This is a genomic window from Streptomyces dengpaensis (assembly GCF_002946835.1).
Taxonomy (GTDB): Bacteria; Actinomycetota; Actinomycetes; order Streptomycetales; family Streptomycetaceae; genus Streptomyces; species Streptomyces dengpaensis.
Genome location: NZ_CP026652.1, coordinates 6386775 through 6401658, shown reverse-complemented (window position 1 = coordinate 6401658; position 14884 = coordinate 6386775). Strand labels below are relative to the sequence as shown.

The 14884-nt window shown below is 69.4% G+C and carries 14 protein-coding genes and 1 riboswitch; of the genes, 3 read left to right on the top strand and 11 right to left on the bottom strand.

Going from position 1 to position 14884, the window contains the following annotated elements:
- Positions 1 to 3: 3 nt before the first annotated feature.
- The 5 genes from C4B68_RS29490 to C4B68_RS29470 all read right to left on the bottom strand — a co-directional run bounded on the left by C4B68_RS29490 (position 4) and on the right by C4B68_RS29470 (position 5716).
- Positions 4 to 1200, bottom strand: coding sequence for a hypothetical protein (locus tag C4B68_RS29490; RefSeq protein WP_099500936.1), 1197 nt, complete (start codon positions 1198 to 1200; stop codon positions 4 to 6).
- Positions 1201 to 1232: 32 nt separating this feature from the next.
- Positions 1233 to 2246 (bottom strand): C40 family peptidase, encoded by a 1014-nt coding sequence (locus C4B68_RS29485; protein WP_099500935.1) that lies wholly within the window; start codon positions 2244 to 2246, stop codon positions 1233 to 1235.
- A gap of 451 nt (positions 2247 to 2697) precedes the next feature.
- Positions 2698 to 3729 (bottom strand): C40 family peptidase, encoded by a 1032-nt coding sequence (locus C4B68_RS29480; protein ID WP_099501171.1) that lies wholly within the window; start codon positions 3727 to 3729, stop codon positions 2698 to 2700.
- 363 nt (positions 3730 to 4092) lie between these two features.
- Positions 4093 to 5442, bottom strand: a complete 1350-nt coding sequence (locus C4B68_RS29475) for an NYN domain-containing protein (RefSeq protein WP_099500934.1) — start codon at positions 5440 to 5442, stop codon at positions 4093 to 4095.
- Positions 5443 to 5476: 34 nt separating this feature from the next.
- Entirely contained in the window at positions 5477 to 5716 is a 240-nt protein-coding gene (locus tag C4B68_RS29470) for a hypothetical protein (RefSeq protein WP_099500933.1), read from the bottom strand.
- 154 nt (positions 5717 to 5870) lie between these two features.
- On the opposite strand from C4B68_RS29470, the gene C4B68_RS29465 reads away from it, so the two are divergent.
- Positions 5871 to 6644, top strand: coding sequence for a rhomboid family intramembrane serine protease (locus tag C4B68_RS29465; protein WP_167459189.1), 774 nt, complete (start codon positions 5871 to 5873; stop codon positions 6642 to 6644).
- A gap of 42 nt (positions 6645 to 6686) precedes the next feature.
- Positions 6687 to 6968, top strand: coding sequence for an Lrp/AsnC family transcriptional regulator (locus C4B68_RS29460; RefSeq protein ID WP_099500931.1), 282 nt, complete (start codon positions 6687 to 6689; stop codon positions 6966 to 6968).
- Positions 6969 to 6995: 27 nt separating this feature from the next.
- Here the strand turns inward: C4B68_RS29460 and C4B68_RS29455 are convergent, their stop codons facing one another.
- From C4B68_RS29455 to ctaE, 6 genes are all read right to left on the bottom strand, one after another.
- A complete protein-coding gene (locus C4B68_RS29455) occupies positions 6996 to 8357 on the bottom strand; it encodes an aminotransferase class V-fold PLP-dependent enzyme (RefSeq protein WP_099500930.1) in 1362 nt (453 codons plus the stop codon).
- Positions 8358 to 8545: 188 nt separating this feature from the next.
- A riboswitch (SAM riboswitch) is annotated at positions 8546 to 8662 on the bottom strand.
- Positions 8663 to 8846: 184 nt separating this feature from the next.
- A complete protein-coding gene (gene trpD / locus C4B68_RS29450) occupies positions 8847 to 9911 on the bottom strand; it encodes an anthranilate phosphoribosyltransferase (RefSeq protein WP_099500929.1) in 1065 nt (354 codons plus the stop codon).
- 151 nt (positions 9912 to 10062) lie between these two features.
- A complete protein-coding gene (gene qcrB, locus C4B68_RS29445) occupies positions 10063 to 11724 on the bottom strand; it encodes a cytochrome bc1 complex cytochrome b subunit (RefSeq protein WP_240634521.1) in 1662 nt (553 codons plus the stop codon).
- Entirely contained in the window at positions 11721 to 12788 is a 1068-nt protein-coding gene (gene qcrA, locus C4B68_RS29440) for a cytochrome bc1 complex Rieske iron-sulfur subunit (RefSeq protein ID WP_099500928.1), read from the bottom strand. The genes qcrB and qcrA overlap by 4 nt, the downstream gene beginning before the upstream one ends.
- Entirely contained in the window at positions 12785 to 13594 is an 810-nt protein-coding gene (qcrC, locus tag C4B68_RS29435) for a cytochrome bc1 complex diheme cytochrome c subunit (protein WP_099500927.1), read from the bottom strand. The genes qcrA and qcrC overlap by 4 nt, the downstream gene beginning before the upstream one ends.
- A gap of 65 nt (positions 13595 to 13659) precedes the next feature.
- Complete coding sequence (gene ctaE, locus C4B68_RS29430; RefSeq protein WP_099500926.1) at positions 13660 to 14280, bottom strand: aa3-type cytochrome oxidase subunit III; 621 nt, start codon at positions 14278 to 14280, stop codon at positions 13660 to 13662.
- A 192-nt stretch (positions 14281 to 14472) separates the two neighbouring features.
- Between ctaE and C4B68_RS29425 the strand changes: the two genes are divergently transcribed.
- Positions 14473 to 14874: a response regulator gene (locus tag C4B68_RS29425; RefSeq protein ID WP_099500925.1), complete on the top strand. Its 402-nt coding sequence runs from the start codon at positions 14473 to 14475 to the stop codon at positions 14872 to 14874.
- Positions 14875 to 14884 lie beyond the last annotated feature (10 nt).

Here is a 14884-nt window from a genome sequence, read left to right as displayed (position 1 = left end):
CCCTCAGCCGAGCTGAGCCCTGAGGTAGTCCCGCCACTGTGCGGTGAACTCCTCCGGTGTCGTGTGCAGTACGTCCCGCAGTGCGTCCTCGACCGCTCCGGCCCGCTTCTCGTGGTCGCCCACCGCCCGGTAGAAGTCGTTCAGCCGGACCTCGCCCCAGCGGTCGGCGATCATCCGGCAGGCCAGCCAGCCGCCCTCGTACGCCAGCGCCAGCCGGGCCGCCTCCCCGGAGAACCCGAAGTCCTCGTCGTCCGGCAGCGCGGCCGGGACACGCCCCTCCGCCACGGCGCGCACCAGCTCCGGGGCGACCTGAGCGGGCGTCCGCCCGCTGCCGCGGTAGCCGACCCAGTCCGCGTAGCCCTCGGAGAGCCACAGGGGCGTCGCGGGCGTGGTGTGGGTGCGGGTCGCGACATGTGTCGTCTCGTGGGTGAGGACGACCTGTTTGCCGAAGCCACCGAGGACGCCGTACGCGTCGGGGTTGACGATGATCCGGTCCGCGGGCGCCTTCGCCGAGCCCCCCGCCTCGCCCGTGGTGACCGCCGCGATCCCCCGGTACCCGGACGCCGGGGCGCCGAGCAGTCCCGCCATCCCTTCCAGCGACTTCGGTACGAGCACGACGACGTGCCCCGACCAGTCCGTACCCCACGCGTTCGACACGGCGGGCACGGCGCGGTCCGCGAGATCCGCGTACGCGCGCAGCCGCTCGCCGGTCTGTCCGACCCCCAGGACCAGGCTGTGCTCACCCCGGACGACCCGCACGGCCCCCTGCTCCCACATCTGCTCGCTCGCCTCCTTGGCGGGCTCGTCGGAGGTGACGTACCAGGTCCCGTCGGAGCGGGTCAGGCGCAGGGTGCGGGCGGCGGTGACGGGGGCGGTGTCGTAGCCCTTGATGCGGTAGCGCAGTTCCGCGTCGGCCGTGGCCAGGTCGCCGGAGCGGCGCAGCTCGGTCAGGCGGTACGACCAGGCCGCGAGCGGGACGTCGCGCAGATTCCCGAACTCGGCGTCGACGGCGGCCGGTTGCCCGGTCGCCCGGTACGCCGGCTCGTCCCGGTCGAGGAGCGCCGACGCCCGCCGGTCGAGCACCCGCTGCACCTCGGCCGTCGCAGTGTCCGACGGCGCACCACCGCCGCAGCCGACGAGCACGGCGAGCAGCAGCACCAGGGAGAGCACCGTCCGCGACGCACGCCTTCGACCAGCCACGTTCCCGATCGTACGGCGGCTTCGCCCGGAGGTCAGACCCGCGTCACGGACGAGATCGGCATCATGCCCACCGGGTCGTAGCGCACCGGGGCGCCCGGGTAGGGCGCGTGGATCACCTGACCGTTACCCATGTACATGGCGATGTGGCTCGCGTCCGAGCGGTAGGTGACCAGGTCGCCGGGCTCCGCCTGGGAGAGCGACACCTGCCGTCCCGCGTACTGCTGGGCCTGCGAGGTGCGCGGCAGACCGATTCCGGCCTGTGCGTACGACCACTGCGTCAGGCCCGAACAGTCGAAGCCGCCGGGCCCGTTGGCGCCCCACACATACGGGCGGCCGACCGCCGAGCGGGCCGCGGCGATCGCGGCAGCCGCACGGGCCGAGGAAGGACCGGCTTCTCCGAGGTCGGGCAGGCCGGAGCGCGAGGAACGCGACGCCCGGTCGAAGGCGGCGCGCTCGGCGTACGGCAGCGCGTTGAGCAGCTGCCGCGCCTTGGCCAGTTTCCGTTCGACGGTCCGCTTGTGCCGGGCGACGGCCTTGCGGCTCTTCTCCAGCTCGGCGAGCTTGCCAGAGACCTCCTCGCGTTTCTGGGTGAGGTCGCGCATCGCGCGCTGGAGGTCCTTGAGTTCACCGGCCTGGCGGGCGGTGATCCGGTCGAGGGCGGCGGCCCTGTCGAGGTAGTCGGCCGGGTCGTCGGAGAACAGCAGCGCGAGGGAGGGGTCGAGGCCGCCGGACCGGTACTGGGCCCCGGCGACCGAACCGAGCGCGTCCCGCATGGTGTTGCTGCGCTCCTGCTGCCGGGCGATCTCGTCCTGTGCGGTGCCGACCTCCTCGCGCAGGGAGTCGGCACGCTCGTCGGCCTCGTTGTACGCCTCGGTGGCCTTCTCCGCCTGCGCGTACAGGCGGTCCACCTCGGCCCGGGTGTCGTCCTGCGGTGCCGCGGCCGCCGGGAGGGCGTGGAGCGCCGCGACCGCGGCGGACATCACGCAGACGGCGAGGCCGGTGCTCCGGTGGAACCCGGACGGTACAAGACGGCGATGGGACCCCACAGGAAGCCGCATTCCTTCCACTCGTCGGACGCTGACGGTCTCCCCCGGGGACCCGGGGGAAGCGCGCCAGACATTGACGCCCTCTCCTGCCCGCAGGCAAGAGATTCCGGTCCGCACCGTTGTGGGGTGCCACCGCGGGTTCCTGTTTCACAGGCCTCCGCCGCCCCGTGAGGGTTGGTCTTACGTGGCCTCCGCAGGCGTGACTTTCCGCCCGTCCGGCGGTAGGTCCGACAACTCCGTTGCCAGACGCGGCGATGCTAGCCGTGCGACTACGCACCGACCAACGGGCTCTGCGGGCACACAAAGCGACGCCCCGCCGGAGACGCAGGTCACCGGCGGGGCGTGGGGTCTGGGGGAGGCGCCGCAATTCGCCCGTTTGGGCGGCGTCCCGAGGGGTCCCTCAGTGGCCTTGGCGGCCTCAGTGGCGAGGGACCCGCTCAGGAGGAGTGCGTCAGATGCGGACGCCGAACTGGTAGGGCATGTTGTTGATCGACTCGTAGCGCACGACCGTGCCGGTGCGCGGGGCGTGCAGCACCTGGCCGTTGCCCGCGTAGAAGCCGACGTGGTGCTGGTCGGCGTAGAAGATGACCAGGTCGCCGACCTGCAGGTCGCTCTGCGAGTAGATGCGCGTACCGGCGTTGGCCTGTGCCTGCGAGGTACGGGGAATGGAGACGCCGGCCTGGGCGTAGGCCCAGGAGGTGAGGCCCGAGCAGTCGAAGGAACTGGGGCCGGAGGCGCCGTAGACGTACGGCGAGCCGATCTTGCTCTGCGCGGCCGCGTACGCGGAGCCGACACGGCCTGAGGCCGCCTTGCCGGAGCTGAGGGCGCTGCGCTCGCTGGTGCGGTTGGCGCGCTCCTGCTCCGCGTCCAGGGCCGCCTTCTCGGCGGCCGTCAGGGTGTTGAGGAGCTTCTGCGCCTCGCCGAGCTTGCCCTGGACTTCCTTCTTCTTCTTGCCCAGTTCGGTGCGGGTGGAGGCGAGGTCCTTGAGCTTGTCGGAGGCTTCCTCGCGCTGCTGGGCGAGCAGACGCTGCTTCTCCTGGACCTTCTTCAGCGCGTCGACCTGCTGAGTGCTCAGCTGGTCCATCGCGGACGCCTTGTCGAGGTAGTCGTCCGGGTCGGAGGAGAGGAAGAGCGCCACGGAGGGGTCGATGCCTCCGGTGCGGTACTGGGCGCTGGCCATCGAACCGAGGCCGTCGCGCAGCTCGTTGAGCTCTTCCTGGCCGCGGGCGACGTTGTCCTGGATCGTGGAGATCTCCTTCTGGAGCTTCTCCTGCTTCTCCTTGGCGCCGTTGTACTTCTCGGTGGCCTGCTCCGCCTCTTCGTAGAGCGTGTCGACCTTGGCCTTGACCTCGTCCTTGCTCGGCTTCTCGCTGGGCGCGGCGTTGGCGGCGTTGGCACTGAGGGCCACGGCTGCCGCGGCGGCGGTGGTGAGCACGGTCACACGGGTGCGGCTCGGCTGCTTGGGTCGACGGTGGGACGCCACGAAGGCGAGCTCCTTCTTCCTCCAGCCGCCTGCCGATTGCGCCGACGGGCGGTGCCCCTCCACCGTCACTCCCCATGAGTGATCATCCGAGCGGAGGTTCGAAACCTGAACCTAGCGACCTTCCTGTGATCACTTCAAATCCTCATAGGAAAAATCTCAGTCACCGAGAGCATTCTTTACCGACAACTCACCTGCAGTAATGCGGCTTTGACGCTACGTCGTGTGAAGGTCTCGCTAATTCGGGCATTACGCCTGGACGTTACGCATGGGACTTTCGTTGCCTATGAGGCTTACGGCCCAGATGGTCAAAGGTGCGGGCGGGCGATGGCGAGTGGCGGGAGAAAAGCGCTGGTCAGCCCCAGGTCAGCCGCGCGAAAATCGCTTGAGCAGCACCACCGACGCGACCGGCCGCGCACCCGCCTTGGCGACCCCGTCGGCCACCTCACGGTCGGTCGAGACGACGATGACCGGCCGCCCCGGCGGCTCGGCGCGCACCAGCTGGCGGATCAACTCGTCCGCGGTGACGCCGGGTTTGGAGAACAGCACCCGCACCCCGCGCGGCGGCGCGAGCAGCACGGGCGCCGCCAGCTCGGCCCCGTCGAAGACACAGGTCACTTCGGCGCCGGTCTGCGCGGCGAGCTGCGAGAGCTGCCCGAGCAGCCTCAGCCGCTGCTTCTCCAACGGCATCTGCGGATAGCCGGTCTTGGTGACGTTGTAGCCGTCGACGACCAGATGCACCTGCGGCAGCGCCAGCAACTGGTCGAGAATCGCCGGATCGTTTTCGGACAGCGCGCGAGCGGCGATGTCTTTTGGCGTCATCCGTCCCGGTTCGACCGCGTCCACGGTCTCCGCCGGCCGTACGGAGACGGGCGGCAACGCGAGCTCCCGCCGCAGCCCTTGAGCCGCGTCCAGCACCGTGTCGAGCAGCAGCCGTACGCGCATGTCCTCGACACTGCGCCCCTCGCGCGCCGCTCTGCGCGTCGCCTCCAGGGCCGCCTCGGCCTCCCCGAGGCGCGCCTTGAGCCGCCGGGTCTCGCTCTCGGCGGCGGACACCTGGGCCTGCCCCTCCGCCCGTACGGTGTCCATCTCGTCCCGGAGCTTGCGCAGCGCCGCCTCACCGCGCTTGACGTCGCTGAGGGCTCCGCGCAGCTTGCGGTGAAGCGATTCGGCTTCCTTCTTCGCCGACTCCAGCTCCGTACGCAGCCGTTCGGTCTCGGCCCTGGTCTGGCCGCGGGCCTCCGCGAGCTCCTCGCGCAGCCGCTCCAGCTCGGCCCGGCTCTCCTCGTCGGCGCGCTCGGCATCCGCCCGCAGGGCCTCCTCGCCCGCTGCGGTCACCAGCTTCACCCAGCCCGTGGGGCGCAGCACATAGGCCGCGGCCGCCACGTCCAGCGGATCCGCGGCCGGGGGCGGCGCGCCCGAGTCGAGGGCACCGGTGAGCTCCGGCTGCGCCTCTCTCAGCTTCTCGGCGATGCGCTGTCTGAACAGCGGGTCCGTCTCCAGAGCCGCGGCCATGGCGTTACCGGCGAACTTCGCACGCCGATTGGGGGCGAACCGGGCGTACTGCCGCAATTGGGTGGGCAGTTCCGTGATGGTCAGCCCGCCGAACCCGTCCGAGACGATCTGGACGACTCTTCTGCGTACGCCGTCGGGCAGCGGACGGTCGAGCACCTCAGCGGCGCCGTCGTCCGGCTCCCCGCCTGTGGCCGCCACCATCCGTCACCCCCATACCTGTGCGGGGCCCGCTCCCTCAGGAGCCGGCGCCCGGCCTGTCCACGAGTTCCACCTGATCCACCGCGTTGCACCAGCGGCACCGCACCGACTCGATGGTCTCACTGACCACCTCGCGCTCCTCCACCGTCGGCTCACCAGCCAGGTCGAGGTGCACGTACTCGACGACCTTCGACGAGCGGGTGACGTCAAAACGCGTGAGGTTGCCACAGAGCGTGCAGCGCCAGCGGGTCTTGGCGTCCGGCAGGGGAACAGTCATATGGCTGTCGCTTTCCTTCCAGTGTCCGTCCAGCGCCAGTCTCCCTGGTGCGTGTGGCTCGTAACCCTACGGCCTGGCGGGTACTCGACGCTCAGCCGTCCACGGCGGCGAGGCGGTCCGCACCCATCGGTCCGGTTACGTCATGCTCTGCACCATGATCAACAAGCGGACCACGACGGCCGGCAAGAGGGTGCGAGGTCAATCGGCACCGGTGACCTACGGGCTGATCGTCCTGTGCTGCCTGATCTTCCTGATCGGCCCGGCGGCGGGGCTCAGCCCGGCGTACGGCACCGGGGACGAGCTCCTGGCCGCCCAGCGGGCCTACTTCCGGCGCTGGGGTGTGGTGCCCGTCGAGCTCTTCGGCGGCGCCCCGCGCGCGGCGCTCACCCCGGCCACGGCCCTGTTCATCCACGGCAGCTGGCTCCACCTCCTGGGCAACATGCTCTTCTTCTACGTCTTCGGGGCGATGGCCGAGGAACGCATGGGCCACGTGCAGTTCGCCCTCTTCTACGTGGGCTGCGGCTATCTCGCCCTGCTCGGCTACTCGGCCGCCAACGCCGAGTCGCAGCAGTCCCTGGTCGGCGCCTCCGGGGCGATCTCCGCGATCCTCGGCGCGTTCCTGTACCTGTTCCCCAAGGCCCGGGTGACCAGTCTCTTCCCGTTCCTCTTCTTCCTGCCGCTGCGCTTCCCGGCCTGGGTGGTACTGCCCTTCTGGGTGTCCCTCCAGTGGCTGGCGGCGGGCCGGGACACATCCGGTCCGGGGGTGGCGTATCTGGCCCACCTGGTGGGCTTCTCGCTGGGGTTCGTCTACGCGTGGGTGAGGTTTGGCCGTACGACTGTGTCCTCCCGGGGGACACCGCCCCCGACAGCGGCTCCGCCGCGGGCCGGACCCCCGGCAGAACAATCAGGCCAGTGGGACCGCGAGTAGGGTGAGACCCTCAGCATCGGCCCCCGAGGGAGAGAACCAGCCGTGATCACCGCGATCGTCCTCATCAAGACCAGCGTGGACCGGATCCCCGAGATCGCCGAGTCGATCGCGGCACTGGACAGCGTCAGCGAGGTCTTCTCCGTCACCGGCACCTACGACCTGATCGCGATGGTCCGCGTGAAGGCCCACGACGACCTGGCGGACGTCATCCCCGGCAAGATCAGCAAGATTCCCGGTGTCGAGGCCACGGACACGCACGTCGCGTTCCGTACGTACTCCCAGCACGACCTGGAGGCGGCGTTCGCGATCGGTCTCGACGCGTGAACACCGCCTCCTGAGCAACGGGGCCGGTCAGACCGCCGGCACGCAGCGGCCGTCCTCGGTCTTGTACTGCCACTTCGCGCCGTCGCGGACCAGTTCCCTCACCGCGCGTACGAAGCGGTCCACGTGCTCGTCGGGGGTGCCCGCGCCGAAGCTGACGCGGATGGCGTTGAGTGACTTCTCGCCGGGGGCCGCCTCGGGGGCTCCGCACTCGCCCTGGGACTGCGGGTCGCTGCCGAGGAGGGTGCGCACGAGCGGGTGGGCGCAGAAAAGGCCGTCGCGGACGCCGATGCCGTACTCGGCGGAGAGCGCGGCGGCGAAGTGGGAGCTGTTCCAGCCCTCGACGACGAACGAGATGACGCCGACGCGCGGGGCGTCCTCGCCGAAGAGCGAGAGCACGCGCACCTCGGGGACCTCGGCGAGGCCCGCGCGGACCGTCTCGATCAGATACCGCTCACGGGCGACCAGCGTCTCGAAGCCGGCCTCGGTGAGCGTCTTGCAGGCGGACGCGATCGCGTAGGCGCCGATGACGTTGGGCGACCCGGCCTCGTGCCGGGCGGCGCTCTCGTGCCACTCCACGTCGACTCCCCCGTCCGTACGGCGCGACACCGTACGGCTGGCACCGCCGCCCGCGAGGTACGGCTCGGCCTCGCGCAGCCAGTCGGCGCGGCCCGCGAGGACGCCGGAGCCGAAGGGCGCGTACAGCTTGTGCCCGGAGAAGGCGACCCAGTCGACGTCCAGGTCGCGGACGGACACCGGGTGGTGCGGGGCCAGCTGGGCGGCGTCCAGGACGATACGGGCGTCGTGCGCGTGGGCTGCCGCGGCCAGCTCCCGTACGGGCCACAGCTCGCCGGTGACGTTCGAGGCGCCGGTGACGCAGACAAGAGCCGTGCCGTGGGGGTCGCGGCCGGCGAGGGCGCGCTCCAAGGTGTCGACGGCCTCGCCGAGTGTGTGCGGGGCGTTCAGGTACGTCACCCGGGAGTCCCGCCAGGGCAGCAGCGAGGCGTGGTGTTCGGTCTCGAAGACGAAGACCTGGCAGTCGGCCGCAAGGGTCGCGGCGAGCAGGTTGAGTGAGTCGGTGGTGGAGCGGGTGAAGACGACCTGGTCTCCGTCGCGGCAGTCGAGGAACCGCGCGACGGTCCTGCGGGCGTTCTCGAAGAGGTCGGTGGACAGCTGGGAGAGGTAGCCGGCACCGCGGTGGACGCTGCCGTAGTACGGGGCGTACGCGGCCACGTCGTCCCACACCCGCTGCAGGGCCGGGGCGCTGGCGGCGTAGTCGAGCGCGGCGTAGGTGACCTCGCCGCCGGTGACGAGCGGGACGGTGACATCCCGGCCCAGAACGGGCAGCGGGGCGCAAACGGACGGGGCGGCGGCAAGGGTGGAGACAGACATGGCGAGCTCCTGTGAGAGGCAGGCGGTGTCGCTGCGCGGGCGGGTACGCGGGGGCACGGCTCGGCGCAGGAGAAGGTGAAAAGGGGTACGCGGAGGCGGGGCTCGACGCCCTAGCGCATTCGCTGGCTCACAGAAGGCTCCCTCGAACGACCAGGACCCCTGGTGTGTCCACTCGAAAGAGTGCGAGGGGTCCGCGCTTGCCGTAGACCTCGCTGCCTACGGCCTGGTCTTCACCCGGGGCACCCCGCCACGGACGGAGGGTTGCCGGACAGCCGGCCGGGGCCACATGGCTGTCACTCATGACCTGCGCAGCATCCTGCCACATGATCTTCGCCCCGCAACCCGGTGTCCGGATCCCGGGACAAGCTTCAGCCCGTCCGGCGATTGAGGACGAGCGCGAAGCGCGACAGCGGGGGTCTGGGGGCGGCAGTCCCCAGGTACGGGACGGGTAGGGGCGGAGGGGGCGAAAAACCCACCCCGCCCGACCGCCTACGCGTTGCTCGCCGCCACCCACCGCTCGAGGGTCTTCTTCGCCGCCCCGGAGTCAATGGCCTCGGCCGCCCGGGCCATCCCCGCCCGGAGCTGCTCGGCGAGGGGCATGGAACCCGGCGACAGCGCCACCAGCGCCGCCGCCGAGTTGAGGAGCACCGCGTCCCGCACGGGCCCGGTCTCACCGTTCAGGAGGCGCCGGGCGACATCTGCGTTGTACGAAGCGTCGGCCCCCCGCAGCGCCTCCACCGGCACCAGCTCGATCCCGACGTCCTGCGGATCGAACCGCTCCTCGGTCACCTTGCCGTCCCGGACGACCCAGACCCGGGACGTCGACGTGGTGGTCAGCTCGTCGAGCCCGTCGTCGCCGCGGAACACGAGCGAGGAATTGCCGCGCTCGGCGAAGACACCCGCGACGATCGGCGCCATGCGCGGGTCCGCGACACCGACCGCCTGCGCCCGCACCCGCGCCGGGTTCGTCAGCGGCCCGAGGATGTTGAACGTCGTCCGGATGCCCAACTGCCCACGCGCCGCCGCCACATGACGCAGCGCCGGATGGAACTTCACCGCGAAGCAGAAGGTGATCCCGGCCTCCTCGGCCACCTCGGCCACCCGCTTCGGGGTCAGCTCCAGATTGACGCCAAGCTTCTCCAGGACGTCCGAGGCGCCCGACGCCGAGGACGCGGCCCGGTTGCCGTGCTTGATGACCTTCGCGCCCGTACCGGCGACGACGATCGACGACATCGTGGAGATGTTCACCGTCTTCGCGCCGTCGCCGCCCGTACCGACGATGTCGACGGTCTCCCCCGGCACCTCGATCACGTTCGCGTGCTCGTACATCGCCCGGACGAGCCCGGTGATCTCCTGTACGGTCTCGCCCTTGGCCCGCAGCGCCACCGCGAAACCGGCGATCTGCGCGTCCGTCGCCTCGCCGCGCATGATGCGGTCCATCGCCCAGGCCGTGTCGTCCGCGCTCTGGTCACGGCCTTCGAGCAGGCCGTTCAGTACCGCGGGCCAGGAACGGCCCGCCGCAATGTTGCCTCCAGCGGGGGTCACAGCACTCATATGCCGCTCCTGGGTTCGTAGACACGTACAAGCTGGGTCCACCCTATCGAGGAGGACGGACGGCGAAGAGCCCCGTCCCATGCACGAGGTGCACGGGACGGGGCTCTTGCCGTGGCGATCGATTGGCGATCAATAAGGACCGGTCAGGTGATCAGTGGTGGCCGTGGCCGCTCGTGATCTCCTTGTACTCCTCGACCGTGGGCTTGGGGATCTGGTTGTCGTCCCCGAAGTACGCCTCGCTGAGCTTGGCCCGCAGCCGCTCCGAGCCCTTCACCTTGCGCTCGACGCCGTTCTCGTCGACCGTCGGGCCGATCTCCGCCGGCTTGTACTGCTCGTGCGCCGTGAGGGTGTGCAGTGCCTGCTGGCTGAGCGGCTGGTGGACCTCGATGAACTCACCGTGCGGCAGGCGCTTGATGATGCCCGACTCGCGGCCGTGCAGCACCTTGTCCCGGTCCCGGCGCTGCAGGCCGAGGCAGATCCGCTTGGTGACGACGAACGCGATGACCGGTCCGACGAAGAACCCGATGCGGACGAACCAGGTGACCGAGTTGATCGACAGATGGAAGTGCGTGGCGACGATGTCGTTGCCACCGCCGATCAGCATGATCATGTACGCGGTGACCCAGGCGACACCGAAGGCCGTACGGGTCGGGGCGTTGCGCGGCCGGTCCAGGATGTGGTGCTCGCGCTTGTCGCCGGTGATCCAGGCCTCGACGAACGGGTAGAGCGCGATCATCCCGAGGAACAGACCGAAGAGCAGCAGCGGGATGAACACACCCAGGACGAGCGTGTGGCCCCAGAAGTCGATCTCCCAGCCCGGCATCGCACGGATCAGACCCTCGGCGAAGCCCATGTACCAGTCGGGCTGGGCGCCCGTGGACACCTGGTCCGGCCGGTACGGCCCCAGCACCCAGATCGGGTTGATGGACGCGACCGCGGCGAGCACCGCGATGAAGCCGAAGACCAGGAAGAAGAAGCCTCCGGCCTTGGCCGTGTAGACCGGCAGCAGCGGCATGCCGACGACGTTCTTGTTGGTCTTTCCGGGGCCCGGGAACTGCGTGTGCTTGTGGTAGACGACCAGGATCATGTGGGCGACCACGAGACCCAGCATGATGCCGGGCAGCAGCAGGATGTGGATCGAGTAGAACCGCGCGACGAACTCGCCGCCCGGGAACTCCCCGCCGAACAGGAACATCGAGAGGTACGTGCCGACGATCGGCGTCGACAGGATCGCGCCCTGGGTGAAGCGGACACCGGTGCCGGAGAGCAGATCGTCCGGGAGCGAGTAACCGGTGAAGCCGGTGAACATGCCCAGGACGAACAGCAGGAAGCCGAACAGCCAGTTGACCTCACGCGGCTTGCGGAACGCGCCGGTGAAGAAGACGCGCATCATGTGCACGAACATGCCGGCCAGGAAGACGATGGCCGCCCAGTGGTGGATCTGCCGGATGAGCAGACCGCCGCGCACGTCGAAGCTGATGTTCAGCGTGGAGGCGAAGGCCTCCGACATCAGCTGCCCCTGGAGCGGGACGTAGCTTCCGTGGTACTCGATCTCGTTCATCGAGGGGTGGAAGAACAGCGTCAGATACACACCCGTGAGGATGATGATCAGGAAGCTGTAGAGGCAGATCTCACCCAGCATGAAGGACCAGTGGTCCGGGAAGATCTTGCGCATGTTGGCCTTGGCCAGGGCGTAGATCCCCAGCCGGCCGTCGGCCCAGTCGGCGATCTTCTCGCCGGCCGGTGCCTCCTCGCGCGAGCGCCCCGGCGCGCCGGCGCCTGAGGGATTCGTGGAAGTGTTCGTAGTGCTCATCCGCGCTCCCAGAATGCAGGACCGACGGGCTCTTCGAAGTCGCCGAGCGCCTCGAGGTAGCCCTCGTCGTTCACGCCGATGCGCAGCTGCGGCAGGGCGTGACCGGCCGGGCCGAAGATGACTCGGGCACCGTCGGAGAGGTCGAAGGTGGACTGGTGGCACGGGCAGAGGACGTGGTGCGTCTGCTGCTCGTACAAGGAGATCGGGCAACCGACGTGGGTGCAGATCTTCGAGTAGGCCACGATGCCCTGGTAGGACCACTCGAGTTCCTGCTTGTCCTTGATGTTGTCCGGCTGGATCCGGACGATCATCAGGGCCGCCTTGGCGATCTCGTTCTGGAAATCGTGGTCGTGCTCCTCCAGGCCCTCGGGCTTGGCGAAGGTCAGCGAGCCGACGGCGACGTCGGAGGGACGCAGCGGCTCGTTGGTGTTCACGTTGACGAGCAGCTTGCCCTTGGACCACAGCGTGTGCCGCAGCTTGTCCTCCGGCAGCGGACCGAGGTCGCGCAGCAGGACGATGCCGGACAGCGGGACCAGGGTCAGCGCGCCGAACATCGTGTTGCGGATCAGCTTGCGGCGGCCGAGCGCGGACTCCTTGGCGCCCTGCTTGAAGTCCGCGTGGACCTGGGCACGGACCTCGGGGGCCGCCTCGATCGCGTGGCGCTCGTCGGCGATCTCCACGTCGGACATCAGGGTCCGGGCCCAGTGGACCGCGCCCGCGCCGATGCAGAACAGCGCCACGCCCAGCGTCATGCCCAGGGCGAAGTTCAGTGCGCTGATGTGGCCGAGCGGGAAGATGTAGACGATCTCGTCGGCCGGGATCGTCACGAACGCGGCGATGAAGCCGACCGTGGCCAGCATCGACAGCGTGAACAGCAGGGCGACCGTGCGCTCGGAGCGCTTGGCGGCCCGCTCGTCGATGTCCTGGATGCGGTGCTCGTGCGGCGGCAGACCGGGATCCGCGAACGGATGCTGCTCGTCGGCGACGCTCACGGCGCCGTGCGCCTGCTCGTCGGCGGCCCGCTCGGCGGGCGCGTTCTCTTCTGGAATGTCTTGGCTACTCATGACTTCTTGGCCTTTGCGGTCCGGGCGGCGACCCACACGGCAACGACGATCAGTCCGCCGAGACCGAAGACCCAGCCGAAGAGGCCCTCGCTGACCGGCCCGAGGCCGCCCAGCTCCAGACCACCGGGGCTCTCCGTGTCGTCGCTGTTGACCGCGTCGAGGTACGCGATGATGTCCTGCTTGTTCTTCTCCGTCAGCGTGGTGTCGGGGAAGGACGGCATGTTCTGCGGGCCGGTCTGCATGGCCTCGTAGATGTGCTTCGGGTCGACACCCTCGAGGCTGGGCGCGTACTTGCCGTTGGTCAGCGCGCCACCCTTGCCGGTGAAGTTGTGGCACTGCGCGCAGTTGGTGCGGAAGAGCTCGCCGCCCTCGGCGATGTCCGCGCCCTCGGGGCTGACCTGACTCTTCGTCGGGATCGAGGGACCGGCACCGAGGGAGGCGATGTACGCCGCGAGCTGGTCGATCTCGGTCTGCGAGTAGCTGACCTTCTTCTTCGGGACCTGAGCGCCCGGCTGCTGGGCCGGCATGCGTCCGGTGCCGACCTGGAAGTCGACCGCCGCGGCGCCGACGCCCACCAGGCTCGGCCCGTCGGAGGTGCCCTGACCGCCGGTTCCGTGGCAGCTTGCGCAGCCCACGGCGTAGAGCTTCTTGCCCTCTTCGATGGCGAGGGACTGGGCGGTTTCATCGGCCTGCGCCTTGCTCGCGGGTGCGAACGCGGTGTACAGCCCCCCGGTGGCCGCCAGCGCGAGGAGTAGGACGACGACCGCCGCCAGCGGATGGCGTCGTCGTGCGGAGAGCTTTTTCACGGATTACCCCGGTGTCAGGATCTTCTGCGTCGATGCTTCTGGATGTTTTCGGGCGGTGCGCCCGATTACTTGATCATGTAGATCGTGGCGAAGAGGCCGATCCAGACGACATCGACGAAGTGCCAGTAGTAGGACACGACGATGGCGGCGGTCGCCTGCTCATGGGTGAACCTCCGGGCCGCGTAGGTACGGCCGAGGACCAGCAGGAAGGCGATGAGTCCGCCCGTCACGTGCAGTCCGTGGAAGCCGGTGGTCAGGTAGAACGCCGAGCCGTACGGGTCGGACGAGAGCGAGAGACCCTCGTGCTTGACCAGCTCGGTGTACTCGAAGACCTGACCGCCGACGAAGATCGCACCCATGATGAAGGTGACGATGAACCAGCCCCGGAGCTTCTTCACATCCCCGCGCTCGGCGGCGAACACGCCGAGCTGACAGGTCAGTGAGGAGAGCACCAGGATGGTGGTATTCGTCGCCGAGAACGGGAAGTTCAGGGCAGACGCCATTTCCTTCCAGTGGTCGGGACCGGTCACCGATCGCAGGGTGAAGTACATCGCGAAGAGGGCCGCGAAGAACATCAGCTCGGAACTCAGCCAGATGATCGTTCCGACGCTGACGAGGTTCGGCCGATTGACCGACGGGTGCGCGTGCCCGGTTTCTACTGTCGTTGCTGTCGCCACGTCCGACATTATGTCGGTCCCTTATCCCGCCCTCACGCCCGGGGGTGCCGTTCGGGGTGTTGCAGGCTGTGTCCAGCCCGTATGGCCCATCGAAGCCCTGTCCGAACCGGTGTTGACGAGGTGTTCAAGGGAGTAGCATCCGCGCCATCGGTACCACGGGTTCCCGACCGATCCTGTGCTTCTCAGATGCGTGGAGGAACAATGCAGCCGACCGCCACGGTGCTGGTCTACAGCGACGACTCCAACACCCGGGAGCAGGTGCGGCTCGCTACCGGGCGCAGGCCCGCCGCGGACGTTCCCGCCGTCGAGTTCGTCGAGTGCGCGACGCCCGGCGCCGTCATCAAGGAGCTGGACAAGGGCGGCGTCGACGTCTGTGTGCTGGACGGTGAGGCCGTACCCATGGGCGGCATGGGGGTGTGCCGCCAGATCAAGGACGAGGTGTTCAACTGCCCGCCGGTGCTTGTGCTCATCGGGCGGCCGCAGGACGCGTGGCTGGCCACGTGGAGCCGTGCCGATGCCGCTGTGACGCTGCCGGTGGATCCCGTGGAGTTCGCCTCCGCGCTGGCCTCTCTGCTGCGCAGGAAGGCTCTTCTGGGCGCCTGAGAGCGGCGCG

Bases quoted from the DNA above. Each gene is read 5' to 3' on its own strand.
- ctaE (WP_099500926.1), bottom strand. From the start codon at position 14,280: ATGTCGGACGTGGCGACAGCAACGACAGTAGAAACCGGGCACGCGCAC.
- trpD (WP_099500929.1), bottom strand. From the start codon at position 9,911: ATGAGTGCTGTGACCCCCGCTGGAGGCAACATTGCGGCGGGCCGTTCC.
- C4B68_RS29465 (WP_167459189.1), top strand. From the start codon at position 5,871: ATGATCAACAAGCGGACCACGACGGCCGGCAAGAGGGTGCGAGGTCAA.
- C4B68_RS29475 (WP_099500934.1), bottom strand. From the start codon at position 5,442: ATGGTGGCGGCCACAGGCGGGGAGCCGGACGACGGCGCCGCTGAGGTG.
- qcrA (WP_099500928.1), bottom strand. From the start codon at position 12,788: ATGAGTAGCCAAGACATTCCAGAAGAGAACGCGCCCGCCGAGCGGGCC.
- qcrB (WP_240634521.1), bottom strand. From the start codon at position 11,724: ATGAGCACTACGAACACTTCCACGAATCCCTCAGGCGCCGGCGCGCCG.
- C4B68_RS29455 (WP_099500930.1), bottom strand. From the start codon at position 8,357: ATGTCTGTCTCCACCCTTGCCGCCGCCCCGTCCGTTTGCGCCCCGCTG.
- C4B68_RS29425 (WP_099500925.1), top strand. From the start codon at position 14,473: ATGCAGCCGACCGCCACGGTGCTGGTCTACAGCGACGACTCCAACACC.
- C4B68_RS29470 (WP_099500933.1), bottom strand. From the start codon at position 5,716: ATGACTGTTCCCCTGCCGGACGCCAAGACCCGCTGGCGCTGCACGCTC.